This is a genomic window from Kaistella flava (ex Peng et al. 2021), assembly GCF_015191005.1.
Taxonomy (GTDB): domain Bacteria; phylum Bacteroidota; class Bacteroidia; order Flavobacteriales; family Weeksellaceae; genus Kaistella; species Kaistella flava.
Map to the genome: position 1 here is coordinate 774,773 of NZ_CP040442.1, position 26,913 is coordinate 801,685.

Genomic DNA, 26,913 nt, shown 5'->3' on the forward strand with positions numbered 1-26,913 from the left:
GATGGTTTTGATAGCATTTCCGTTAACGGCGGGGTATTTCTGTTGGCGGGGACTTTTTATAACAAGTCTTTGTAAGTATAACAAATTGAACAATTAGCGAAAATATTGATGACAGAAACGAAAATGATTAAGATGTTAAAAGTTTTTTATTGATTGTGATTCAAAAAAAAGCAACAAAAAAGACGCTCGATAAAGCGTCTTTTCTTGTGTAATTAAAAGTCCTGCTTATTCTTCTTCACTCTCGAACAAATCACCAATCAATCCTTCTTCTGGAATATCTTCATCTTCATGATTTCCCGAATTTTCTGATGGATCAGGTACCTCAATGATTTCTTCCTCCGGTTCTGGAATCGTAATATTGATGGATTTCACTTTATCTTTAATAAACTGATTTCCGATTGCTTTAATTCCTTTTACCGAAATAAATTCATCGATATTAATGGTTTCAGGATCTTTTTCTATTCCTTTTACTTTAGCAAATGTAATTTCAGCCGTTGCATTATTCGAAACAATAATACTTTCTACAAACGATTTTGGATGTTCCGATGGCATGAAAGGTTGAACATTAGTGGTGTTCTCGAGCAAGAATCTTTTAATAAAATAAATCTGCTTTTCACCATCAAAATAAATACAGGTAATCGGCTGCTCTGGTTTCCATTTTTCGAGGATTAAATATTCATCATCAAAACGGTTTCCTAATTCAAAACTCACCAATTTGGCTTCACCATGAGAATTGACAATTAATATTTTGTCATCCCCTTTGAAAGTCCCCAGTAAAGTTCCTCTTGCATCAGCATTTAATCGTCGAACGGTATCATCAAACCAAATTCTTCTCGGAGCCAAAGTCGAATGACCTTCTTCTTTTAAATCTACTTTTTTGACGATATATTTGGTCACCACATTCCCTTTGGAATCCCGACCTTTAATTGCCAGTTCTGAGAAATCGATATCTATTTTATTTTTTCTAACGCGGGCGTTTGGTTTTAATAAAACGGTTACTTTCTCGGCTTCACCATTAGGATTGGCAGAGAAGTATAACATTTCAGAACCTTTCTTGTCGGAAGCTAATTTATAATCGGTATTTCGGGTAACGCCGGTCACAGAAAAACGTTTCATATAATAAGGACCGTCTCTTCCTTCACGGTAAATCATATTGTAAACCGTGCGTTTATCGTTCTTTTTCCAAATGGCAACATGTTGGATATTCTTACCGATAAAAGTTTTAGCTTCTACTTTCACGACTCTCATCGTCCCATCTTTCTGGAAGGTAATAATATCGTCGATATCAGAACAGTCGAATAAGTATTCATCTTTTTTAAGAGAAGTTCCAACGAAACCTTCTTCCCAATTCACGTAGAATTTCTCGTTAGCCACCGCAACTTTCGAAGCATCGATGGTATCGAAAATCCTTAGTTCGGTTCTACGTTCTTTTCCTTTCCCGTATTTTTTTTGAATATTAGCATAATAGTCAATTGAGTACGGAATCAAATGTTCTAAATTATATTTAACCTGCTCGATTTTTCCTTCAAGCGCTTTAATATTTTCTTTAAATTTATCTAAATCGAAACGCGAAATTCTCTTGATTCGAATCTCGGTTAATCTTAAAATATCTTCTTCGGTTACGGCTCTTAATAAATGAGTGGTATGTGGTTTCAACCCTTTATCAATGGTTACAATGACTTCGTCCCAAGATTTCACTTCCTCGATATCGTGGTAAATTCTGTTCTCGATAAATATTCTTTCTAAGGAAGAGAAATGCCAGTTTTCCTGCAATTCATGCAATTCAATTTGCAGTTCTTTTTTAAGCAAAGAAACGGTGTGATCCGTATTTTGTCTCAGGATTTCTGACACATTCAGGAACATCGGTTTATTACCAACAATTACACAGGCATTCGGCGAAATCGGAATTTCACAATCGGTAAAAGCGTATAAAGCATCAATGGTTTTATCCGGCGAAACATCATTTGCAAGGAAGATGTTGATTTCAACTTGATCTGAAGTATTGTCTTCAATTTTCTTGATTTTGATCTTGCCTTTTTCATTGGCTTTAATCACTGAATCAATTAAATCGCTCGTGTTTTTACCAAAAGGAAGTTCAGTAATACAAAGTGTATTTTTATCTTTCTGAATAATTCTGGCTCTGGCACGGATTCTTCCGCCACGCTCACCGTCATTATAATTCGAAACATCAAGCATTCCACCCGTAATAAAATCGGGGAAAATCTGAAATTTCTTGCCTTTTAAATGAGCGATAGAAGCGTCAATCAATTCATTAAAATTGTGAGGCATAATCTTAGTAGAAAGCCCTACTCCAATTCCTTCCACACCTGACGCTAACAGCAATGGGAATTTTACCGGTAAATCAATAGGTTCATTATTTCGACCGTCATAAGATTTCGCCCATTCTGTCGTCTTTGGATTGAAGACTACTTCTAAAGCGAACGGTGTTAATCGTGCTTCGATATATCTCGCAGCTGCCGCAGAATCTCCGGTGAAAATATTTCCCCAGTTTCCCTGCGTATCAATCAATAATTCTTTTTGACCAATCTGTACCATGGCATCGGTAATCGACGCATCACCGTGTGGGTGATACTTCATGGTATTTCCTACGACATTGGCGACTTTGTTATATCTGCCATCTTCCAGCTCACGCATCGAGTGCATGATTCTCCTTTGCACAGGTTTGAATCCATCAAAGATAGAAGGAATCGCACGGTCCAAAATTACATAAGACGCGTAATCTAAAAACCAGTCTTTATAAAGACCGGAAACTTTTCTCAGGGATTCTTCTTGGTGATTTTCTTGCTCTTCCATCAACTAATAGCCTCTCTCTTTTGTTCTTTATTACTTCTAACGACTTTACTGAGGGAAATTTTCAAGTCATTTAATTCTTTCTTTGTTAGGTATGAGACATCATATCGAAGCGTAATATTACCTTTCTTACTACTGATTGTAATATACAATCTTTTCAAAATGAGAATATTAACAATGTCGTATTTTAAAAGTTTATATTTCGGAAACTCATCACTTAAATTTCTATCTAAAAATAAAAAAACATTTCTATTTTTAAAATTTAAAGCTTCTCCATCACTATCATACTCAAAAATCTGTCTTCCTCTAAAATAAAATATCAATACGATTGCAATTGGAATAATAAGTAATAACCACTGTGACGCTCCCAAATAATCGTAAATATAATATTCTAATAAAAATGCTGCCAGCCCCAAAACAAGGATCATTACAACTAATGTACATAAGAAATTAAAATACCCGGTTTTGTTTGTATTATTTAATCTCATTCTTTCTTAATTAACTTCTGATTCAGCTTCTATTAAGATTTCTTTGCTGTCAATATCAGGATCTTCCACTACCAGATTATCCAGAATAAACAATTGTCGGTCTGGTGTATTTTTACCCATATAAAACTCTAACAACTGTTCTATTGTCTGATCTTTACCAATAACAACCGGCTCCAAACGAATATCTTTTCCAATAAAATGTTTAAACTCATCAGGTGAGATTTCTCCAAGTCCTTTAAATCGGGTAATTTCTGGGCTTTTTCCTAAATCCTGTAAGGCTTTAACTCGCTCAACTTCCGAATAACAATATCTGGTTTCTTTCTTATTTCTAACTCTGAATAAAGGCGTTTGCAAAATATAAAGATGTCCGTTTTTAATTAAATCAGGAAAAAATTGAAGGAAGAACGTAATCATTAATAAACGAATGTGCATTCCATCAACGTCGGCATCAGTTGCGATGATGACGTGATTATAACGCAAATCTTCTAAAGAATCTTCAATATTTAAAGCGGCCTGTAAATAATTAAATTCTTCATTTTCGTAAACTACTCTTTTGGTTAAACCATAACAGTTTAAAGGTTTTCCTTTCAAAGAAAATACCGCCTGAGTTTCTACATCACGAGATTTCGTAATCGAGCCAGAAGCAGAATCTCCTTCGGTGATAAAGATCATGGTTTCCGATTTTCTTAATGCTTTTTGGTCGTTATAATGTTGACGGCAATCGCGAAGTTTTTTATTGTGCAGAGAAACTTTCTTTGCTCTTTCTCTCGCTAACTTTTGAATTCCCGAAAGTTCTTTTCTTTCTCTCTCTGAAATAATTATTTTTCGGTGAATTGCTTCTGCAATATCTTGATTTTGATGCAAGAAATTGTCGAGTTTATTCTTTAAAAAATTAGTGATGAAAGTTCTTACGGTTTCTTTTCCAGGTTCTATTTCATTGGAACCTAATTTTGTTTTTGTTTGAGATTCAAAAACTGGTTCAATTACTTTAATGGCAACTGCTGCAATAATCGATTTACGAATATCGGCAGCTTCAAAGTTTTTATTAAAATATTCACGAATGGTTTTTACATACGCTTCCCGGAAAGCATTTAAGTGAGTTCCACCTTGTGTTGTATTTTGACCGTTGACGAAAGAAAAATAAGTTTCTGACTGTGATTTATCTGAATGCGTTATAGCAACTTCAATGTCTTCATCTTTCAAATGAACAATCGGATAGATAATTTCTCCTTCAATTTCTTCATTCAATAAATCTTTCAATCCATTTTCTGAAAAGTACGTTTCGCCGTTAAAAACTATTTTCAAGCCTGGATTCAGGTAGCAATAATTTTTAAGCATTTTCTCGATATACTCTTTTCTAAATTTGAAATGCGTGAATATCGTGGTATCAGGAATAAAAGTAATTTCAGTTCCGTTTCGGTCGGTAGATTCGGTTTCTGCAAAATCTTCTGTAATTAATCCTTTTGAAAATTCGGCGATTTTCATTTTTCCATCACGAATCGATCTTACTTTGAAAAACTCTGAAAGCGCATTAACCGCCTTTGTTCCTACTCCATTTAAACCTACTGATTTCTTAAAGGCTTTTGAATCATACTTTCCACCGGTATTCATTTTAGAAACGGCGTCAACTACTTTTCCTAAAGGAATTCCACGTCCGTAATCACGAATAATTGCCTTACCATCATCGATTTTTATTTCGATTCTTTTTCCGGATTTCATTACGAATTCATCGATCGAGTTATCGATGATTTCTTTGAGCAAAATATAAATTCCATCGTCAGCCGAAGAACCATCGCCCAGTTTACCAATATACATTCCCGGTCGAAGTCGGATATGCTCTTGCCAATCAAGGGTTCTAATATTATCTTCGGAATAATTAACAGTAGTGTTGTCGCTCATATTTTGGGTAGAAACTGCTTGATAAAATCAGTAACTCACAAAAATAGTGAAAGCAAATTGATTTCTAAAATTTTGTGGAGAAGTTTTCGGTACCTTTCTAGCAACAACGATAATAGGACCGCTTTTTTCGGGTGAGAATTTAGATTTTTAGTTTAAAAATGATTGATCCATTTTTCAAAAGCCAGCATGTAATCTTTCAAAAAAGTTTCCGTTTTTTCGTTGACAGTTTTACCGTCTTCCAATAATAACTCATGAACCTTACTAATATAAGCTTCCGGCTGCTGCATCATCGGAACATCCAGAAAAACAACTGCTTGACGGATATTATGATTCGAACCAAGACCACCTGTAGCGCTCGGAGTAACAGTTACCACTGCACCTGATTTTCCTTTCCAAACACTTTTCCCAGGAGGCCGCGAACCTACATCAATTGCGTTTTTCAAACCACCCGGAATTGTTCGGTTGTATTCAGGTGAGACGAAAAGAATGGCATCTGAATTTCTAATTTTTTCACGAAATTCTATCCATTGCTGCGGTGGATTCGAATCTAAATCTTCATTATAGAGCGGTAAATTTCCTATTTCTACAATTTCCATTTTTAGAGTGGTGGGCGCGAGACGAATTAATTCGTTGGCGATCTTTTTATTAAAAGATTCTTTTCTCAAGCTTCCGACTAGAACTGCAATCTTTTTTTCCATGATGTATTTTTTTTAATTTAAATTAAAGTTACAAATACTCTTAGTTAAATTGATTTTTAGAATGCTGTTTAACAAATATTTAAGTTTTGAATTGGGAGTTAAGACTATAAAAAAAGCGGACCGAAGTCCGCTGAATATTTTTAAATGTAAATCGTTATTTAAAACGTCTTACACATTAAATCTAAAATTCATCATATCACCATCTTGAACGATATATTCTTTTCCTTCTACTCCCATTTTTCCAGCTTCTTTAACTTTTGCTTCAGAACCAAATTTTAAGAAGTCTTCATATTTGATTACTTCTGCACGGATAAATCCTTTTTCGAAGTCGGTATGAATTACGCCAGCTGCTTGTGGAGCGGTCCAACCTTTTCCAATGGTCCATGCACGAACTTCTTTTACGCCAGCGGTAAAATAAGTCTGCAACTGCAATAAATCGTAGGCTTTTCTAATCAATCTGTTTACTCCAGGCTCCGTTAAACCCAATTCATCTAAGAACATTTCGCGCTCTTCGAAAGTATCTAATTCATTGATATCAGCTTCGATTTGAGCAGCAAGAACAACAACTTCTGCTTTTTCTTTCGCAGCCATTTCTTCGATTTTACCAATCCATTCGTTTCCGTTTTTAATGGAGTTTTCATCAACATTACAAACGTAAAGAACAGGCTTATTCGTCAATAACTGAACTTCTGAAATGATTGGAGTAGAAAAATCATCCATTGCAAATTCACGTGCATTGTTACCTTCTTCAACAAATTTCTGAAGATTAAGAAGCGTTTCATAAGTCATCACATCATCTTTTTTACCAGACTTGATGAATTTTTTAGCCTTCTCAACTGATTTCGCTAACGTTTCAATATCTTTCAACTGAAGTTCGATATCGATAATTTCTTTATCTCGGATGGGATCTACCGTTCCTTCAACGTGAATAATATTCCCGTCTTCAAAACATCTTAAAACATGAATAATAGCTTCACATTCTCTAATGTTCGCCAGGAATTTATTTCCTAAACCTTCCCCTTTACTTGCACCTTTTACCAAACCTGCAATATCCACGATTTCTACCACAGCTGGTAAAACTCTTTCCGGTTTTACTAATTTTTCCAGTTCAAACAAACGCTCATCTGGCACAGAAACTGTTCCGATATTTGGTTCGATGGTACAGAACGGATAATTGGCAGATTGCGCTTTGGCATTGCTTAAACAGTTAAAAAGGGTTGATTTACCTACATTGGGTAAACCTACGATTCCACATTTCATATCTTTAGTTCAAAAGTTTATAAATCAAGGTTTAAAGTCGTCCTTAAACCCATTAAATTGACAGTTGGCAAAGATAAAGATTTTGAGTGAGTTATGGAATAAAAAAATCTGCCTTTTAATAAAGCAGATTTTGATACTATTTTAGAAATCTTAAGTGAAGATTTCACTTTTTTAAACCACAAAAGGCACAAAAGTTTTATGTTAAAAAATCATTTTAAAGTTGGTGAAAATTATTTTTTAAAGTTCACATCATTCTGAAAATTAAAGATTTTCAACTCTGTGCTCTTCCTTCTTTCAAAGTGATGACTAAATCTTTTGTTACTTTGTGGTTGAAATTTTATCTTTTAAATGACAGATATTATTATGGGTTTTCAGACGAAGCATTTCTGGCCAGTTCAGCATCATCGGCAGCTTTTCCCAAATCTTTATCTAAATTGAAAAGAGATTCGTCAGTCGCTTTATCGCCACCAGCAATTTTTAATTTGTCGATTAAATCCATGGCTAAAGTTTCTTCTTCAATCTGTTCTTGTACAAACCATTGCAAGAAATTCCAGGTTGCCCAATCTTTTTCTTCAAAAGCCATTGTAACCAAATTGTAAATTTTCTCCGTATTATCTACTTCATGTTTAAAAACCTGATTGAAACATTCGGTCAAACTATTGGGATCCTTATCTGCAGCCTTTAAAGCAGTTACGGTAGGTTTTCCGCCTCGATTCAAAATGTACTGCATGAATTTAATAGCGTGATTTCTTTCTTCTAAAGAATGGCGGAATAAAAAGTTCCCAATTCCATCGTATCCTAAATCGGTTGCCCAAATTCCGTAGGATAAATAGACATGCGATTGCAGTAGTTCAACATTCATTTGGGTGCTTAATGCCTCTTCCAGGGTTGACGAAAGTCTTTTAGTATCCATAATTTAAATTTTTAATGATTGAATATTTACTAGCAAGAATAATTCCTTTGTAAAATTCTTCTATTATTTTAAGGTTTTTTTAACATATTAAGCTTCCAAGCACTATTTATGTATTTATCAGCTGAAAATTGTATTATTAAATATACAATAAAATAGATTGATACTTAATTTCATAATTATAACTATAAAAATAGTTGTACAATTAAAATTTATTTCTACATTTGTATCACTAAACAAATAGTGATATGAAAATCTCTCAATTAACAAAGGCGGAAGAACAGGTGATGCACTATCTCTGGGACTTAAAAAAAGCTTTCCTAAAAGATATTCTCGAACTTTTTCCCGAACCAAAACCACATACGAATACAGTTTCTACAATACTGAAAGTTTTAAAAGAAAAAGATTTTGTTGATTATGAAGTTTTTGGCAGACAACATCAATATTTTCCTTTGATCTCTAAAGAAAAATACAGCGGTAAATCAATGAAAAGTTTGGTCAAAAATTATTTTGAAGGCTCTTATAAAAACGCTGTTTCTTTTCTGGTCGAAAAAAACGAAATGAGCGTTGAAGATCTTGAAATGCTCTTAAATGAACTTAAAAATAAAGACTGATGGAAGCACTATTTTTATATTTCGGGAAAGTTATTTTCACGTCGGGTGTAATGTTTTTGTATTACAAGTTGTTTCTTAAAGACAAGACTTTTCATCATTATAATCGCTTCTATTTGTTAGCGGCTACCGTAACAAGTTTGACATTGCCTTTACTCAAAGTGAGTTATTTTACACTTGAAGTAAACAGCAATATGTATTTATTAATTAATAGATTACAAAATTTAAGTTCAACTAATAATTCAAATAATGATTTCAATTATTTTAAAATTGGCGCTTTTCTTACTGGACTGGTTGCTGTCTTTTTTCTAACGAAATTAATTTTCGGACTGGTTAAAATTCAGTTCTTAAAAAAGAAGTTTAGCAAAGAAAATTTCGAGGGAATTAGTTTCTATCAAACCGATTTGGCAGAAGCTCCATTTTCTTTTTTCAAAAATTTATTCTGGAAAAATTCTATCGAACTTCAATCCGATTTAGGCCGTCAAATTCTGAAGCACGAAATTGTTCATATCGAACAGAAACATTCCTGGGACAAAATTTTCCTCGAAATTACCACTTCCCTATTTTGGTTTAATCCTTTCTTTTATTTGATCAAAAAAGAGATCAATTTAATACACGAATATCTGGCTGATAAAAAAGCCGTCAAAAACTCGGACACCAAAGCATTTGCGCAGATGCTTTTGGCAAGTCACTTTTCCGGAAAACAGTTACCTGCATCGAGTCCGTTCCTTAGTTCTAACCTCAAAAAAAGATTAACAATGCTTAAAAAATCAAAAACAAAATTCAGTTATGCGCGACGAATTCTAGCGTTGCCTTTATTGTTTATCCTTGCTTTCATGTATTTGGTCAATGCAAAAAACAAAGAAATAAAAATCACAAATCAGGAAATTGAAAAAATGGTTTCTAACCTGAAAACGGACACCATTAAACCCAATATAAAAGCAGAGAATAATGTAAAAATTAAATCTGATCTTAATTCAATTCAAAGTCAGATTGATGAAAAACACAAAGCATTGGAACCTTTGCAGGAAAGTTTAAATGCAAAGCAGAAAGAAGCTGGAAAATTAAGTTCGGAAATGAATGCAAAAAGTAAAGAACTTCTGAAACTTAGTGCAAATAAAGATTTCGACAGTCCGAAATTTAAAGCGCTTGAGGAGCAAATGAATTCACTTGGTGCCCAAATCGATGCAATATTTAACACAGAAGATTTTCAAAATAAAATGAAACTCGTTGATAAAAATTATGGTGAATTAGATCAACTCTATGCTAAAATAGATCAATATTATAATTCTGAGGATTTCAAATTTAAAATGAAAGAAATAGAATTTAAAGCAAAAGAAATTGAAAGGAAATTCAATTCTCCTGAATATCAAAAGAAAATGAAAGATGCAGAAGCAAAAATGAAAGAAGCTGAAAGGAAATTTAATTCTCCTGAATTTCAAAAGAAAATGAAAGAGTCAGAAGTAAAAATGAAAGAAGCTGAGAGAAAATTAAAATTCGCAGAATTCAAACAAATTATGAATGACTCTGAAATAATAGCGATTGAATCAGTTAATTACAAGCCAAATTCAATAATAAAACAAGCTGAAAAAACTGATATTTTCATTGACGAAAAACCGTCAACCAATGAAGAAATGCAAAATTTAGATCCAAATACAATTGAATCAGTTCACGTTTATAAGAAAGGATTTGATGGAAATAAAAAAGGTGAAATTCATATAAAACTCAAAAAATAATTGATATTTTAAAACGATTTCTAATACTTCAAATATGAACAAACTACTTTTTCTTTCACTATTTATTTTCAGTTTCGGAAATGCTCAAAATCAGCGTTTCAGTTATGTTTATCAATTTGTTCCCGATTCTACAAATCAAGCAGATGTAAAATCTGAAATGGTAGTATTGGAAGTTTTACCGAAATTTTCAAAATTCTATAGCGAAACCGTTTTTAAAAGTGATTCGATTTCTAACGCAATTTTAGAAAAAGAAGCTAAAGCTACAGGAGTAGTAAATGTAAAAACTGATATGAGAAAAGGATTTTTCAGAAATACAATTATTAAAGAAAACCCTGATTATAAAACATTTTTAATTACAAGAATCGGACAAACCAAAATGAAAGTTTTAGATGACCGAAAGATAAATTGGAAAATTCTACCGGAAAAACAAAAAATTGGCGAATTCGAAACTCAAAAAGCTGAAACCGAAATGTACGGTAGAAAATGGACTGCTTGGTTTACGACAGAAATTCCAATTCAGGAAGGACCTTATAAATTTCACGGTTTGCCGGGATTGATTGTGAAAATTGAAGATCAAAATAAAAGTCATTCGTTCGCATTAAATGGAATTAAAAATCTAACTGCAGAAGAAGTGAAAAATATTGATCCCAATAAAAATTTTGTTTTTGATGAAGGAAATTATCTTAATATGGAACGATCTGCCTATAAAAAGTTTTATCTGGAAAACAGAAACGATCCGAACAAATCAGTTCGCTCCGCTTTGGGAAACTTAGAAATGGTAAGAGTTAATATAGGCGGTAAGATGACTGATATTAATGAATTTCTTCGTGATCGTGAAAAGCAGCAAAAGGAAAAAAACATGAAAGATAATAATCCTCTCGAGCTCGATTTGCTGAAATAAATCAGTAAAATTCAGGAGTATTTTCATCATTACAACATCGTAAATTTCCTTAACTTTAATGTATTAAAAATTAAAATATTTAAAGTCATGGAAAATCACAACCTTACCCACGAATTCCCTGAACTGGAAGAAAAAATCAATGCGTTTAAGCTGAATGATGAAACCTTCAAAAAAATGTATGTGAATTATGAAGAAGTCAACGCACTCATTCAGCATTACGAAGACGGCGAACAAAATCACACCACCGATGAACACTTAACTGATCTAAGAAAAAAAAGAGTTCATTTAAAAGATGATTTGTATTCTTATCTTCATCAAAATTAAAATTACCTTTTCATCAATTATTTTCTAAGCGGCTTTATCAGTCGCTTTTTTTATTTTTAGTTCAAGATATTTTATTTCTTTAAAAATTTCAATACTAAATTTGAAATCTGTTTAAAATTTTATATAAATTTACAGAAGCTTCGCTTTTTTCAGACCAATGAGATGCTTTAAATATGGAACAATTCCCATTAACAATTTTAACCGAAAAAGATCTCTTTGAAAAAGTGGAGATTGAAAAGCTTTATCAGCAAGAACATCCTACAACGTTGTTCGTGAGAAAAGGACAGGCAAATCTCAGCGTGCAAATTAATAAAGTACAACTCAGTGCCAATACGGTTTTGATTCTTGATCCAAAATCGACTTATAAAATCCACAGCGTAAGCCCTGATTTTGAAGGCAGAATTGTAGTATACGAAAACGATTACGTTCAAAAATTAGGATTGAAATTGAACAAGTTGCAAGTCTTTAAACATTTTAAATCGCACCTTAATAACATTGATTATTTACCCGAAAAAGAGCATAATTTACTTTGGACAGAAATAGATTTATTAGCCGAACTCTTAAAAAATGATATTTCTTTAGACTATAAGGAAGATATCGTGGATCATCTATTTTCTGCCTTTATTTATGGCTTAGCTGGTGCGTTGCTGAAGCAAGAAGAACTGGGGAAAACTACTATGACCCGTCAGGAGGAAATTACTTTTGAATTTGTAAAAAATGTTTTTGAAAATTTTAGATCTGAAAAGTTATTGCAGTTTTACGCCGACAAGCAAAATCTGACGATTAGACATCTGAGTTCGGTCGTAAAATCGATTACGCAGAAAACCGCCAATCAGGTGATCTCTGAGTTTGTAATGAACGAGTCTAAGATCTTACTTACTTCGTCTAAAATTAGCATTCAGGAAATTGCAAATGATCTTCAGTTTTCGGATCCCTATTCTTTCTCCCATTTCTTTAAAAAGCATTCGGGAATGAGCCCAATTCAATATAGGACTGAACCAAACTAGGCAATTCCTACATTTGAACATTTTGTTAATTGTTTTAATCATTGTAACCAAGTTACTTTCACCATAATTTTGCATAAAAATAAGGAAATGAATAAAGTATTTAAAATAGGATGTCTGACAGCGGCTTTTTTTTGGGCAGGGCATTATCAAAGTCAGGAAGTTAAAGAGTTGACCATTAAGCAAGCAACTGAACTGGCTTTGCAACATCATCCGCAATTAGCAGTTTCTGAGAAAAAGATAGAAATAGCGAAACAAAATACTGAGATTTCAAAGCTTCAGAAACTTCCTTCTATTACCGCTTCTACGAGTCAATTTTATTTAGGAAATTCTTTAATTATCGATAAAGATTTTTCAAATTCAATGTCGGTTCAATTGCCTCATTACGGGAGTTCTTATGGTATTCAGGCGAGTCAGGTTATTTTTAAAGGTGGTTTAATTAAAAAATCAATTGAGATTACGGCTTTGCAGGAACAATTGTCTGAACTGGATTACGAAAAAGATCAGCAAGATGTAAAATTTCTGGTGATGTCGAATTACCTGGATGTTTTAAAAATTATCAATCAAAAACAAGTTTACGATAACAATAAAAAGTTAGCACAAATCAGATTAGATAACGTCAAAAAATTCTACCAGCAAGGAATGGTTACCAGAAATGAAATCATTAGAGGTGAACTCGGAATTATGAATATCAATCAGGGACTTTTGGTTTTAACTAATAATCAAAAAATCTTGAACTACAATTTAAATAACGCTTTAGGCTTAGCTGAAAACACTGAAATCGTTCCTGTAGAAAATATTGAAAAAGAACAATCACTCAACGATTTGAACTATTATATTGATTTGGCTCACGAAAATAATCCGAGTCAAAAATATGTAAAAAGAAGCATCGAAATTTCTGATAAGAATATCGAAATCATTAATACTGATAAAATGCCGACGATCGCTGGATTTGGCGGATATACTTTAAACAAACCTATTACAAGCAGTTCTCCGGTAGTTGATATGTATTCTGGTGGTTATCAAGTTGGCGTTTCTTTGAGTTATAATATTGATAATTTATATAAAACAAAAAAGAAATTACAATTGGGACAGCTTCAAAAAGAACAGGCTGAAAAAACGTATAATTTGGTAGAGCAGAATATCAATATGCAAGTTAATGCCGCATTTATTAATCATCAAAATGCGATTGAAAATCTGGTTATTTTAAAAGAAGCACAAACTTTGGCAGATGAAAATTATAAAATCACGGAAGCTAAATATTTGAATCAATTAGCGGTACAAGCTGAAATGACGGATGCTCAAAACCAAAAAATTCAAGCTGAATTAGATTACGTTAATGCGGAAATCGATTTGCTTTATCAATACTACAACCTATTGAAAGCTACAGGAACGCTTTAAAAAAAACGATATAACGACTAAGAAATAACAAAATGGAAAATAAGGAAAACAACTCAACAATAGAAAATAAGGATGCGGAAGCTCAGAAGCCAACCGCTCCAACAAAAGTAGCAAATCCACAAACTGAAAAAAAGATGACTAAAAACAAATCCAATAAATTAAGAAATACAATTGCAAATGTTTTGGTTTTTGTCGTGGTCGCTTTTGGATTTTACTGGTTAATTAAAGAATATTTCAATGTAGGTAAAGAAAACTATACCGAATCTGCACAAGTTCAGGAATTCATTAATCCAATTAGCTCACGAGTTTCTGGTTATATTAAAGAGATAAAATTCACAGAACACCAGGCAGTTAAAAAAGGCGACACGCTTGTAATTTTGGATGACCGTGAAATCAGTACTCAATTGGAGCAAGCTGAAGCGGCATATCAAAATACCTTAGCACAAAGACAAGCAACCAACTCTTCTATTAATACTGTTTCCAGTAATATTTCAGTTTTGGAAAGTAATATTGCCGGACAAAAAGCAAGATTGTGGAATGCTGAACAAAACTTAAAAAGGTATCAAAACTTACTGAAAGCAGAAGCGGTAACAAGACAGCAATACGATCAAGTAAAAACGGAATATGACGCTACCAAAGCTTCTTACCAAACCTTGTTGAATCAAAAAAACTCTGCACAACTTTCCACTTCAGAAGTGAAGAGCAAAATCGGAATTAATGATGCAGAAATTAAAAGAGCGAAAGCTGCTTTGGATATGGCGAAAATTAATGAAAGTTATGCAGTAATAACCGCTCCATACGACGGAATTATGGGAAGAAGATTAATCTCTGACGGACAATTAATTCAAAGCGGACAGCAAATAGCAACCATTGTTTTAGATGGTGAAAAATGGGTAACTGCTAACTTTCTGGAAAGTCAAATGCCGGAAATCGAAATCGGTAAAAAAATTACGATGAAAGCAGATGCTTTAGGAGGAAAACAATTTGAAGGTGTGGTAACTGCTATTTCTGCTGCTACTGGTTCTCAATATTCAAATGTTGCCACGGATAATTCAACAGGAAATTTCGTGAAAGTTCAACAAAGAATTCCAGTGAGAATTGAATTCACAGAAAACAATAAAAAAGAAGATATCGCAAAACTACGTGCCGGGATGAACATGGCCGTTACCGTAACAGCTACGAAAGAAAATACAAAATCGAAATAAGATGAAGTATTTCAAAACAAAAATTTTGAATAATGTATAACCAGGGAATATTTAGAACTTGGGTTCCAAAGTTGGTTCAGCTGCTTTTGATCATCATTTTCATTAGCGTAATCGTTCCTGTTAATGGTATTTATATCGGAAATGTTTCTGCTATGGTTGGAAGCACAGGAATGCCATCGGAGTATTTTGTCTGGGCAAGTTACGGCAGTACGATTGGAATGGGAGCTGCAATGCCGATTATTTTAAGAATGAAATTCCGGTATAAAATTCGGGATAAAGTAACTTTCATTTTTATTCTGATTGCCATTTTAAGTTATCTAAATGGAACTACAGACCGACCGTTATTAATCGTTGCGAACTCCGTTATCATCGGATATTTGAAGATGATTGTGATGTTAGAATTTATTATACCGATCATGTTTATGATCAGTCCCGAAGGAAATCGTGGGAAATTTTATTCGGTCTTCTACCCTTTTTCCATTATTGTTTCGCAGCTGGCAGGATACATTTTAGCAATTGTTGCTTTTGATTATAACTGGCAGTTTGTGCATATCGTAAGTGCGGTAATATGTTTGGCTTTGGCTTTACTGGCCTGGATTTTCATGCACGACAAATATGGAGGATTCAAGATGCCACTTCATTATATAGATTGGTTGAGTATCTTATTATTTGTTGCGATGTTTATGTTGGGAGCTTATGTTCTGGCGTTTGGAAAACAACTTTACTGGATCCATTCTCCAAGAATTATTAATGCGAGTATTGCCTCTTTTGTAAGTTTAATTTTATTGGTTATTCGTCAGTATACCTTAAAGCGTCCTTATCTTTCCTTTAAATTATTTAGAAAAAACAATGTCATTCATGGATTGATCATGTTGCTGTTTACAGGAATGTTTTTAAGCACAGGTTCTATCCAGAATATATTTACGGTTGGGATTTTAGGCTATGATCCGGTGGTGAATGCGAGTTTAAATTTACTCATGATTCCGGGAATTGTGGCAGCTGGAGTTTATATGAATTTCTGGTTCAAACAAGGTCGTGGTCTGAAGATGTTTATCTTCTTAGGTTTTTCGGCAATGTTGGCGTACACGGTAATGATGTATTTTTCAATGAGTTTAGAATTTAATTTTGAAAGGTGGATTCTTCCCATGTTGTTAAAAGGATTTGGAATGGGCGCGCTGTTTATTGCGGTTTGGTATTATACATTAGATAAAATACCAATGGATGAAATGTTAGCCGGCGCAGGATTAGTTCTGGTTTGGCGAACGTTCTTTACAGTCGGGATTTTCTCAGCCTTATTCTCCTGGTTGCAATATCAGTTTCAAATAGAAGCAGTTGGCAATCTGGCCATATATATGGATGGGAATTCTATCAGTTACAGCCAAGTGATGGGAAATATGAAAGCGATTCAGTTCAACGCTATTTTAGCGGCGAACAAAAGACTGCTCGGTTACATCTGTATCGCTGGAATTGGAGTGTTGATGTATATTCTGGCGTACCACTTCGGTGTTGAACGTTATAAAATTTATCGAGGAATTAAAGTTACCTCCGATCGTAGAAAACATAAAGCGAAATTTAAAAGAACACAGTTACAAGAAATTGAAGATGCAGCAGGAGCTGTTATCTAGAAAGATCCTTATTTTTTTGTTATTAATGAAAGTCCAGCTGATTAATTTTATCGCTGGACTTTCTGTTTTTATCAAAAAAGAATTCTACTAATTATCTTTAAATAAAAGTCAGTATTAAATCTTGAGGATAAAAAATTAACCGCTCATTGAGAAGAATCGAATAATTAGATTCTTAATAAGGAGCACCAAAACGTTCGCTTCTTAGAAAACCCGTCCCGCTGTCCGCTGTATCCTCCCGTTCCGAATTCTCGGAAACGGGAGGGATGCCGCTGCCATCGGGGCTATAAGTTCAGGCAGTTCTTCTTACCGCAGAAAAATCAATATATTTTCACTGATCCAAAAATCATTTTAATCAATCCATCAGATAATTTTCTGCAAACTTTCAACTTCCTACTCCAATTATTTCTAGATGTACTTCAATAAATAAGAAAATTCCTGACTTAAAAAAAAATGAATATTAAATAATATAATATTTCCGAAGAAATAACGGTCTGATTGAGTAGCACTTCCCATTTTAAAGTCATTTTAAAGCCTTATTCTTACCTTCAAATCTTTCTTTATTTAAACTTTCTATAAATTTTAACATAAAAATTTATTAAATTAAACAACTTATATTAGAAATTGACGAAAAAAGATTACTTTTGCACCGTCAAAAAACGAATATGCAAAACATTAGAAATATCGCAATTATTGCGCACGTTGACCACGGTAAGACTACTTTGGTTGATAAAATCATCCACGCAACCACTGTTGCCAGAGAAAATCAGGTAGAGACAGGTGACTTAATCATGGACAACAATGATTTGGAGCGTGAGAGAGGAATCACTATTTTATCGAAGAATATCTCGGTAATGTACAAAGGCACAAAAATCAATGTAATTGATACGCCTGGTCACGCCGATTTCGGTGGTGAAGTAGAAAGAGTTTTGAAAATGGCTGATGGAGTTGTACTTTTAGTAGATGCTTTTGAAGGACCAATGCCTCAGACTCGTTTCGTATTGCATAAAGCATTAGAATTAGGTCTTAAGCCAATCGTGGTTATTAATAAAGTAGACAAACCAAACTGTCGTCCTGACGAAGTTCATGACAAAGTTTTCGATTTGTTCTTTAACTTAGAAGCTACTGAAGAGCAATTGGATTTCCCAACATTCTACGGTTCATCTAAAGAAGGTTGGTTCAACACAAGTTTAGAAAAAGCTGCAGATATTACTCCATTATTAGATGGTATTATTCAATATGTTCCAGAACCGGAAACTTTCGAAGGAAGCTTGCAAATGCAAATTACTTCATTAGATTTCTCTTCTTTCTTAGGTAGAATTGCTATCGGGAAAATCAGAAGAAATTCTATTAAAGAAGGTCAAACAATCGGTTTAGCTCAGGAAGACGGAAAAATTATCAGAGGAAAAGTAAAAGAACTTTACGTTTTCGAAGGTTTAGGAAAGAAAAAAGTTCAGGAAGTACAAGCCGGAGATATCTGTGCAATTGTAGGTTTTGATAAATTCCAGATTGGAGATTCATTCGTAGATCTGGAAAATCCAGAACCATTGCCAAGAACTGCAATCGATGAGCCGACTTTGAACATGACGTTCTCGATCAACAACTCTCCTTTCTTTGGAAAAGATGGTAAATATGTAACTTCTAATCACCTGAAAGAAAGGTTGATGAAAGAGTTAGAGAAAAACTTAGCACTTAAAGTGGAACCTACAGAAGATGCCAACACTTTCTTGGTATTCGGTAGAGGTATTCTTCACCTTTCTGTTTTGATCGAAACGATGAGAAGAGAAGGTTATGAAATGACAATTGGTCAGCCACAAGTAATCATCAAAGAAATTGACGGTGTTAAATGTGAGCCTTATGAATCAATGGTTGTTGATGTACCAGACGAATATGCATCTAAAGTAATCGACTTAGCGACTCAAAGAAAAGGTGACTTGCACATCATGGAAACGAAAGGTGAAATGCAACACATGGAATTCGAAATTCCTTCAAGAGGATTAATCGGATTGCGTTCTCAAATGTTAACAGCAACTGCAGGTGAAGCAATTATGGCACACCGTTTCAGCGAATACAAACCTTACAAAGGTTCTATTCCAGGAAGATTAGTTGGTGTTTTGATTAGTAAAACTCAAGGTCCAGCAACTGAATATTCAATTGCAAAATTACAAGATAGAGGTAAGTTTTTTGTTGATCCGGGTGAGGAAATTTATGAAGGTATGGTGATCGGTGAGCAAAACAAACCGGTAGATATGGTTGTAAATATTGTTGAAGCAAAACAATTGAACAACATGCGTGCTTCTGGAAAAGATAAAGACGGAAACATCGCTCCAAAACAATTATTCTCTCTGGAAGAATGTATGGAATACATCCAAAGTGATGAAGCGATTGAGGTAACTCCTAACTTCATCAGAATGCGTAAAAAAGTACTTTCAGAAAACGAAAGAAAACGTATTGAAAGAGGTGCAAAAGGGTAATCCTTAGATCCTGTTCTAAATATATTGGCTTTAGCCACATTTATAAAAGAGTTCCAAATTAATTTTTGGAACTCTTTGTTTTTATTTTTCTAACTTAGATATCTACAATTTAAAGTCATAAATATTACTAAAGAAGAATTGCTGAAACATATTGAAACATTTCCTGATGAAATAAGAATTGACGAATTAATTGAACGATTAATTTTTATTGAGAATTTAGAAATTAGAATCAAAGAATCCGATAATAATGAAACCATTTCTGAAGAAGATTTAAAAAATGAAATAAAGATATGGTTCAGATAAAAAAATAATCTTAAAAGTTCCTAATCCGGGAACTTTTTATATATTTGTACTGTAATATGAAAAGAATAATTGCAAAGCGAACTTTAAAAGAGTTTTGGGAAGAACATCCTGATGCAGAACAATATTTGAAAACTTGGTTTGATATTGTAAAAACTAATTCTTGGAAATCACCAAAGGATGTTAAACAAAATTTTGCCAATGCAAGTATTTTGAAAAATAACCGAGTAGTTTTTAATATTAAAGGAAATTCTTACCGATTGGTAGTAAAGTTTAATTACGAAAGAGAATGGGCGTTTATTAGATTTATTGGAACACATTCCGAATATGATAAAGTAGATGCGAACGAAATTTAATTTTAACACAATGAAAATAAAACCGATAAAAACAGAACAACATTATTTCGAAGCATTAGAAAGATTAGAAGAAATTTTTGATGCAAAAGAAAATACACCAGATGGTGATGAAGCTGAAATTTTATCTTTAATTATTGATAATTTTGAGAACGAACATTACCCAATCGAAGCACCTGATCCAATTGAAGCCATTAGAATCCGTATGGAAGAAATGGATTTAAAACAAAAAGACATGGTTGAAATCATCGGCTCAAAAAGTAAAACTTCAGAAGTCTTGAACCGTAAAAAAAGACTAACACTTGACATGATTAGAAATTTACAGGAAAAACTAAATCTATCTGCCTCTCTTTTAATTAAAAACTATCCAATTAAAAACTGACATACTCAGACTTTCATAATAAAGAAACAAATTTAGAACTTTAAAGTTAAAATACTTTAAAGTTTTTTTTTGACATTCAATCTAAAGACTTAATCATATTGCTTTTTATATATTTGCCACTATTATTTTTAGCTTTATTAAAATTACGACGAATATAGAAATTGCAATTAAAATAAAGTAAGACCGTTATTAATTTTTCTCAAAATCAATTTATGAAATATTCATTTGCGAAAGCATCCGCGATAGTACTTATCTTTCTACTTTTCATTTCCTCTTGTTCGACTAAAAAACCGATTTCAAAATCTACCGGCAACAAACCAAAAGTAACTCAGCAAATCCCAAAGACTGAACCACAAAAGCCAAAAGCTGATAATCAAAAACCCACGGAAAAATTGGCTTTACCAGAAGTCAATCGGGAATTTCGGGCTGCCTGGATTGCAACGGTAGCAAATATCAACTGGCCTTCAAAAAATAATTTAACGACTCAACAACAAAAAGACGAGGCGATTAAAATTTTAGACCTGTTGAAAGACGCCAATTTCAACGCGGTGATTTTTCAAGCTCGTCCGTCTGGAGATGCCTTATACAAAAGTGATTTAGAACCTTGGTCTTATTTCTTGACCGGCTCAATTGGCAAAGCTCCTACTCCTTTTTATGATCCATTAGAATTTTGGATTGCTGAAGCTCATAAAAGAGGAATGGAATTGCATGTTTGGTTAAATCCGTACCGCGCTCATCACACCACGGGTGGACCGATTACGAGTGAATCTTTGGTTAAAAAAATGCCGGATCAAATCATTAAACTTAAGAACGGAATGTATTGGATGGATCCATCTGATGAAAAAGTACAGGATCATACTTCAAAAGTGATTAAGGATTTAGTAAAAAGATATGATATTGATGCGATTCATATTGATGATTATTTTTATCCTTACAGAGAATATAATGGAGGTAAAGATTTCCCGGATAACAGAACCTGGAATATTTATCAGAATTCAGGTGGAAACCTTTCCAGAGCTGATTGGAGAAGAGCTAACGTGAATAAATTTATCAAAAGAATTCACGATGAAATAAAAGCTGAAAAAAGTTACGTCCAATTTGGAATTAGTCCGTTTGGAATTTGGAAACCTGGATTTCCGGAAGGAATTAAAGGTTCTTCACAATACGATGAATTATACGCCGATGCCAAATTATGGTTGAACCAAGGTTGGCTGGATTATTTCTCACCCCAACTCTACTGGAAAAACGACGGTCCGCAAAGTTTCCCTGCCTTATTGAAATGGTGGGAAAGTGAAAACACGCAGAAACGTCATCTTTATCCAGGCCTAAATACCATTGGTTTAAACGGAGTTTCGGATCGTCCGACAGAAATTGTGAGTCAAATTAACACGACAAGATCTCTGTTGAAAAACGGAGCGGGAACGATTCATTACAGCGTCGACGGATTATCGAAAAGTCCTGCGATGTACAACGCGGTGAAAAATGCCTATCAAACACAAGCCTTGATTCCTACATCTCCTTGGATTAAATCAAAAGCTTTAAATAAGCCAAATCTTTTTGTTGACAACAACGGTAATTCAATCAACGTAAAATGGAATTCGACAGATGATAAAAATGTTTTTCAATGGATTTTATATGTGAAAAATGGCGACACTTGGGAAACTCAAATTTTAGAAAAAGATACTGTTTCTAAGAATTTACCTTTAACTAAAAATGGTAAAAAATTGAATACAATTGCAATAAAATCGGTGGACCGTTTAGGGAACGAAAGTGACTACGAGGCTAAGAAATTATAATTGCATAAAGTTATTAATCCAAGGTTGCAGATAAATTATGAAACTATAAGATTAAAGAAGTTTGAACGATTTGTTTTTAGTTATTCACAATCGTACTTATATTTTTCAATATAGGTCGAAAAAGCTTTATCATAACCATTCTGCATTCCATCTAACTTAAACTCATCCCAACCATCTCGCGTAATCCAAAAATAAATTTTTGCGTTTTTAATTTTGTCCGAGCTTTTTTTTTTGAAGTACGCAATTACGTAACCACTTTCGATAGAGAGGAAAAATTCAACTTTAACCAAAGTATTAGAATTAAGTGTTTCTACTCGATCAGGGTTAGGAATGTTTCTCTGCAAGAAATTGATCAGTTTACCACATGACCATTTTTGTGCAGCGATATTACAAGAAACACCTATCAAAATAAGAAATAAAAGTTTTTTCACGCTGCAATTTTTTATAAAAATAAGAAACTATTTTAAACTGATTTCTGAAGTTATTCTTTAATTCTATGTAATCAAACTTCCTCTCTCTTCATCTTTAATAACATTTAGCGAAATCGGCATCTTCTCTTTCAGTTCTTCGACGTGGGAAATAATTCCGACAATTCTATTTTCTTTTTGCAAATTGGTCAAGGTTTCAAAAACGACATTTACCGATTCCAAATCCTGAGTTCCGAAACCTTCATCGATAAAAAAGAAATTCTTTTCCGCTTGTGCATTCGACTGAACGCTTTCTGCCAAAGCCAAAGCCAGACTTAAAGAAACCTGAAAAGCTTGACCACCGGACAAAGTTTTCACACTTCTACTTCGGCCTTCATTTAGAAAATCTACAATTTCAAAATCATTATTTTCATTCAATTGAAGACTCAGTTGATTTCGAGTCATTCGGTGAAAACGAATATTCGCATGATCACACAATTGACGCAAATAAATCGAAGAAACATATTGCACAAAACCAGCTCCTTTAAAGAGATTGGTCATCGTTTTCAAATGATCTGCACGCTTTTGAAGTTTTGATAATTCTTTTAAAAGTTCTTCTTTTTTCTTAAATTCTTTTTCAAGTCTGTCGATTTCAGAAGCGAGTTTTACGACATTATCATTGGCGATTTTTAAATCATTTTCGCCCGATTTAAATTGAGTTTCCAACGCAGCAAACTGAGCTTCATCAAAAGAGAAATCTTTTAGTTTTAAAGCTAATTCGTCCACTCCATTTTTTAAAGTTTCAAAATCAATCTTAAATTTCTGAACCTGATTTCTATTATTTTGAACATTGATTTCTTGACCTAAAATCGTTTCAACTTCCTTTAAATCATTGAATTGATGTGCTTCTAAATATTGAATTAAAACAGTTCCATTTTCTGAAATCTCTTTTTCAAGTTCAGAAATTCGTTTTCCCAATTGCTCAGAAATTGTTTTCTGCTCGGCGAATTTCGGTGAAAGCTCTTTTTCCTGCTTCATTAAAGATTGATAATCTTGCTCAGTTTTCAAATTTGATTTGGATAAGTTCTGATAACTTTCTTCTACTTCTTCAAAAGATTTTCCCTGAAAATTTGCCCACGATAAGTTCTTTAAATTAGACTGATTGGTTTGAAATTTCGTCTCAACTTCCTTTTCCTTTAATTTAAAATCTTCTAAAGCTTTATTAAATTTCTCCAAACTTTCACGCTCTTTTTCCAGGTTATTCTGTTCCTGAGAAATTGTTTTACTTACTTCTTCAATCTGTTTTTCGAGGTCAAAAGATTGGTTTCTTTTCAGTTCAAAATCATTTTCTTTTTCTGAATTAAATTCTTTCCACCTAAAGTGACTTTGATGATTTTCAACTTCAGTGTTTAATTGATTAAAAGTTTCTTCTTCGGCTTTCAATTGACTTTCAAAGAACTTTTTTCTGTCCAGAATCTTTTCGATTTCAGACATGCTTTTTTGAATCTCTTTCTGCTGATTTTCAACTTCTTCAATTTGCTTTAAAGTGGTCGCCAATTCAATTTGTACATCTTCAAATTCAACCACATTTGGATGTTCCAAAGCACCACAAAGCGGACAAGATTCTCCGTCATGAAGTTCAGTCGAAAAATGTGATAATTGTTGCTGAACCTGCAAGTGATTCCTCTTTTCTGATAGTAATTTTTTCTGAATTTCCAAAGTTTCATTCTTTAATTCAAAATCATTTTTAAAACTTTCTAGATTGATATTAAAAGGTTTCAGTTCTTCTAAAACTTTCTCGATCTCTAATTTAAAATCGGTAATTTTTTTATTTTGAATTTGAAGCGTTTCTGCTAAATTTTTCTTTTTAGAAAACCAGTTACCGACATTCAATAATAATTGAGCATCTAATCTTTGAGATTTCAAAAACTCTGAATTTTTTACCAGAACTTCAATTTTCTCTTTAAATACTTTTTGATTTTCAGTAACTTCTTTTACTTTTTCAGAACCTTTTTCAGTTCGCTCTTTCAGAATTTTAATTTCATCTGAAAACTGCAACATTTGAAGCAGCAAACTCAAATCATTTTCCTGAATTTTAGATTGATCCAAAACTTCATATTGAGGCAAAATCGCTTCAATATCTTTTTTTAACAAATTAAATTTCGCTTCTGTTTCTGCTAAAATTTCACCTTGATTTTTCTGCTCTTTTTTCTTGAATTCAATTTCTTTTTGAAGTTTATTTTTCTCGCTAATTAAAGGATTAAACAATCTGAAAACTTGATCAAACCGCTCCGTTTGTTTCTCTAATAAATCAATATCCGTTTTTTCAAGCGAAAGTTTTTTAAAGCTTTCCTGCTTTTGATTTAACAGTTCAAAATCTATTTTAAGGTTTTTTTGAAGCTGGTATTTTTTCTCAATTTGACTGAATTCATTTTTTACTTTCTCAAATTTTTTCTGCTGTAAAATCAAATTTTCTTTCTGAACCGAAATTTGTTCTTCATTGATTTCTTCAAAACCTTTCAACTGACCTTCCAGTTGATCAAGATCAGATTTATTTTTCGCATTTAAAGTAGAAACATTTCCCTGAAGATCAAATTTAGATAGGTTGAAAATCTCTTTCATCATATTGGTCCGATCCGTCGCTTTTAACTCCAGAAACTCTTTGAACTGACCTTGTGGAATAATAATCGTGCGTTTAAAATTTTCGTACGTAAGATTAATTATTTCTTTTGTATTTACGTGTGGCAAAGGTTCCCAACGATTTTCTTTCCACTCATAGAAAGTAACATCGTACGGTTTCACATCTTCAAAGTTTTTAGAATTTCGTTCAAACTCTCTTATTGCACGAAATTTTTTATTTTCAAAATTGTAGAAATCAAATTCAATAAAAAAACGGTTTGATTTCAAATTCATCATATTATACGCCCGTTTATCTCTCGAATGCAGACGTTCTGTTTCGCCATATAAAGCAAAAGTAATCGCCTCCAAAATCGATGACTTTCCTGAACCGACTGATCCGAAAATCCCAAAAAGACCTGCTTCCGTAAGACTTTTAAAATCGATTGTTTGTCTTTCCTGATAAGAATATAAACCTTCGAGCGTGAGTTGAATTGGAATCATGAATTAGCATTTAAAATTTCATTAAATAAATTAAGAAGGTCTTCGTTAGGCTGTTGACCGCTGTTTTTAGATTTAAAATAATCTTTAAACAAAGACTGAATATCTTGATCGAGATTAATTTCGTGCACCTGATTTTCAGTAAACTCCTGATTTTTAACTTTAGGAATCAAATGAACAATTCCGCCATGCGACTGATAAATGAGTTTGCGTTCTTCCGCTTTCAAAAAGGTTTCACTTTCCAAAGTTAATTCAACCAGAGAATCTGGATTTTCAGTCAGCCAATCAATTGTTTTTTCAACTGAATCAAAAGTTTTTCTAAACAAAGGTTTTCCATTTTTTAAAGCAATTTTATCAAATGAAACTTCTTTATTCGGCTCAGCGTCGATAATGGAAACATATTTCGTCTGTCCGGCTTCACTAAAACTGTAGCACAACGGCGACGAGGAATAAACGACCGGTTTCTCCTTAGTTCCAATATTTTGAAAACCGTGGAGATGTCCCAAAGCGGTATATTGAATTTGCGGCGGAATCGTCTCTGAAAAAATCAAATCAGCATTACCTATTTTTATCGGTTTTTCGCCGTCTGGTTCTTCCAAAATCGCTGACCCTTTTTTATTCATATATAAATGAGCCATCAAAAGATTAACTCCTTTTTCATCACAAAATTCATCTGCAATCGTTGCCCAATTTCCAGCTAAAACTTGGTTGAGTGCATCTTCTTTATTTTCACCAAAATATTCTTTTAACCGAACTTCAGTAGCGTAAGGAGTATGCAAAATACGGACTGGGAAATCAAAACTTTTCAGTTCTAATTCCAGGAAACCATTTGTAGAATTGGATATTCTAAAATTTTCAAGTTCGAAAGGATGGACTTTAGCATTCGGATGTCCAATGAGAATAATGCCACATTCACGCGCCAAAGGATCCGGAGCATCGATTAAACTGGGAGAATCATGATTTCCGGAAATCGCGATAACAGGACGTTTACCATTTAATGATAACCGTTTTAAAGTTTTATAAAAAAGTTCAATCGCGTCGACACCTGGATTAAAATTATCAAACAAATCACCGGCAACCAGAACCAAATCTACGTTCTGTTGATCCGCAATTTCAATAATTTCATTCAATACTAAAACCTGCTCTTCCAGACGTGAAAAGCGGTCCAATCGTTTACCCAAATGCCAATCGGCGGTATGCATAATTTTCATGAA

Annotated in this window: 21 protein-coding genes; 12 read left to right on the forward strand and 9 right to left on the reverse strand. The window is 33.3% G+C overall.

The annotated features are described in order from the left end of the window. Window positions 1-225: 225 nt before the first annotated feature. The 6 genes from Q73A0000_RS03500 to Q73A0000_RS03525 form a co-directional block, all read right to left on the reverse strand. Window positions 226-2,814, reverse strand: a complete 2,589-nt coding sequence (locus tag Q73A0000_RS03500; protein WP_193812707.1) for a DNA gyrase/topoisomerase IV subunit A — start codon at window positions 2,812-2,814, stop codon at window positions 226-228. Beyond that, window positions 2,814-3,299: a hypothetical protein gene (locus Q73A0000_RS03505; protein WP_193812708.1), complete on the reverse strand. Its 486-nt coding sequence runs from the start codon at window positions 3,297-3,299 to the stop codon at window positions 2,814-2,816. Before Q73A0000_RS03505 ends, Q73A0000_RS03500 begins: the two co-directional genes overlap by 1 nt. 6 nt (window positions 3,300-3,305) lie before the next feature. Continuing rightward, a complete protein-coding gene (locus tag Q73A0000_RS03510) occupies window positions 3,306-5,198 on the reverse strand; it encodes a DNA topoisomerase IV subunit B (protein ID WP_193812709.1) in 1,893 nt (630 codons plus the stop codon). A 152-nt stretch (window positions 5,199-5,350) separates the two neighbouring features. Further along, window positions 5,351-5,896 (reverse strand): NADPH-dependent FMN reductase, encoded by a 546-nt coding sequence (locus Q73A0000_RS03515; RefSeq protein ID WP_193812710.1) that lies wholly within the window; start codon window positions 5,894-5,896, stop codon window positions 5,351-5,353. Window positions 5,897-6,064: 168 nt separating this feature from the next. After that, entirely contained in the window at window positions 6,065-7,156 is a 1,092-nt protein-coding gene (ychF, locus tag Q73A0000_RS03520) for a redox-regulated ATPase YchF (protein ID WP_193812711.1), read from the reverse strand. A gap of 361 nt (window positions 7,157-7,517) precedes the next feature. Next, entirely contained in the window at window positions 7,518-8,069 is a 552-nt protein-coding gene (locus Q73A0000_RS03525) for a ferritin (protein ID WP_193812712.1), read from the reverse strand. Window positions 8,070-8,314: 245 nt separating this feature from the next. On the opposite strand from Q73A0000_RS03525, the gene Q73A0000_RS03530 reads away from it, so the two are divergent. From Q73A0000_RS03530 to Q73A0000_RS03590, 12 genes are all read left to right on the forward strand, one after another. After that, entirely contained in the window at window positions 8,315-8,680 is a 366-nt protein-coding gene (locus tag Q73A0000_RS03530; RefSeq protein WP_193812713.1) for a BlaI/MecI/CopY family transcriptional regulator, read from the forward strand. Further along, a complete protein-coding gene (locus tag Q73A0000_RS03535) occupies window positions 8,680-10,413 on the forward strand; it encodes a M56 family metallopeptidase (RefSeq protein WP_193812714.1) in 1,734 nt (577 codons plus the stop codon). The genes Q73A0000_RS03530 and Q73A0000_RS03535 overlap by 1 nt, the downstream gene beginning before the upstream one ends. Window positions 10,414-10,447: 34 nt before the next feature. Next, window positions 10,448-11,314: a GLPGLI family protein gene (locus tag Q73A0000_RS03540; RefSeq protein WP_193812715.1), complete on the forward strand. Its 867-nt coding sequence runs from the start codon at window positions 10,448-10,450 to the stop codon at window positions 11,312-11,314. 87 nt (window positions 11,315-11,401) lie between these two features. Next, window positions 11,402-11,638, forward strand: a complete 237-nt coding sequence (locus tag Q73A0000_RS03545) for a YdcH family protein (protein WP_193812716.1) — start codon at window positions 11,402-11,404, stop codon at window positions 11,636-11,638. A gap of 173 nt (window positions 11,639-11,811) precedes the next feature. Next, window positions 11,812-12,645, forward strand: coding sequence for an AraC family transcriptional regulator (locus Q73A0000_RS03550; RefSeq protein WP_193812717.1), 834 nt, complete (start codon window positions 11,812-11,814; stop codon window positions 12,643-12,645). Window positions 12,646-12,732: 87 nt separating this feature from the next. Beyond that, window positions 12,733-14,043, forward strand: coding sequence for a TolC family protein (locus Q73A0000_RS03555; protein WP_193812718.1), 1,311 nt, complete (start codon window positions 12,733-12,735; stop codon window positions 14,041-14,043). 32 nt (window positions 14,044-14,075) lie between these two features. Continuing rightward, complete coding sequence (locus tag Q73A0000_RS03560; protein ID WP_410504120.1) at window positions 14,076-15,248, forward strand: HlyD family secretion protein; 1,173 nt, start codon at window positions 14,076-14,078, stop codon at window positions 15,246-15,248. 32 nt (window positions 15,249-15,280) lie between these two features. Next, on the forward strand, window positions 15,281-16,873 hold the full coding sequence (locus tag Q73A0000_RS03565; protein WP_193812719.1) for an MFS transporter: 1,593 nt from the start codon (window positions 15,281-15,283) through the stop codon (window positions 16,871-16,873). 662 nt (window positions 16,874-17,535) lie between these two features. Further along, a complete protein-coding gene (gene typA / locus Q73A0000_RS03570) occupies window positions 17,536-19,344 on the forward strand; it encodes a translational GTPase TypA (protein WP_193812720.1) in 1,809 nt (602 codons plus the stop codon). Window positions 19,345-19,703: 359 nt separating this feature from the next. Continuing rightward, a complete protein-coding gene (locus Q73A0000_RS03580) occupies window positions 19,704-20,000 on the forward strand; it encodes a type II toxin-antitoxin system HigB family toxin (RefSeq protein ID WP_193812722.1) in 297 nt (98 codons plus the stop codon). A 10-nt stretch (window positions 20,001-20,010) separates the two neighbouring features. Next, on the forward strand, window positions 20,011-20,379 hold the full coding sequence (locus Q73A0000_RS03585) for a type II toxin-antitoxin system HigA family antitoxin (RefSeq protein WP_193812723.1): 369 nt from the start codon (window positions 20,011-20,013) through the stop codon (window positions 20,377-20,379). A gap of 212 nt (window positions 20,380-20,591) precedes the next feature. Further along, window positions 20,592-22,175, forward strand: coding sequence for a glycoside hydrolase family 10 protein (locus Q73A0000_RS03590; protein WP_193812724.1), 1,584 nt, complete (start codon window positions 20,592-20,594; stop codon window positions 22,173-22,175). 80 nt (window positions 22,176-22,255) lie between these two features. On the opposite strand, the gene Q73A0000_RS03595 is transcribed toward Q73A0000_RS03590, so the two are convergent. The 3 genes from Q73A0000_RS03595 to sbcD all read right to left on the reverse strand — a co-directional run bounded on the left by Q73A0000_RS03595 (window position 22,256) and on the right by sbcD (window position 26,910). Beyond that, window positions 22,256-22,606, reverse strand: a complete 351-nt coding sequence (locus tag Q73A0000_RS03595) for a hypothetical protein (RefSeq protein WP_193812725.1) — start codon at window positions 22,604-22,606, stop codon at window positions 22,256-22,258. A gap of 63 nt (window positions 22,607-22,669) precedes the next feature. Beyond that, window positions 22,670-25,702 (reverse strand): AAA family ATPase, encoded by a 3,033-nt coding sequence (locus Q73A0000_RS03600; protein WP_193812726.1) that lies wholly within the window; start codon window positions 25,700-25,702, stop codon window positions 22,670-22,672. Then, a complete protein-coding gene (gene sbcD / locus Q73A0000_RS03605) occupies window positions 25,699-26,910 on the reverse strand; it encodes an exonuclease SbcCD subunit D (RefSeq protein WP_193812727.1) in 1,212 nt (403 codons plus the stop codon). The genes Q73A0000_RS03600 and sbcD overlap by 4 nt, the downstream gene beginning before the upstream one ends. Between the last annotated feature and the right edge of the window lie 3 nt (window positions 26,911-26,913).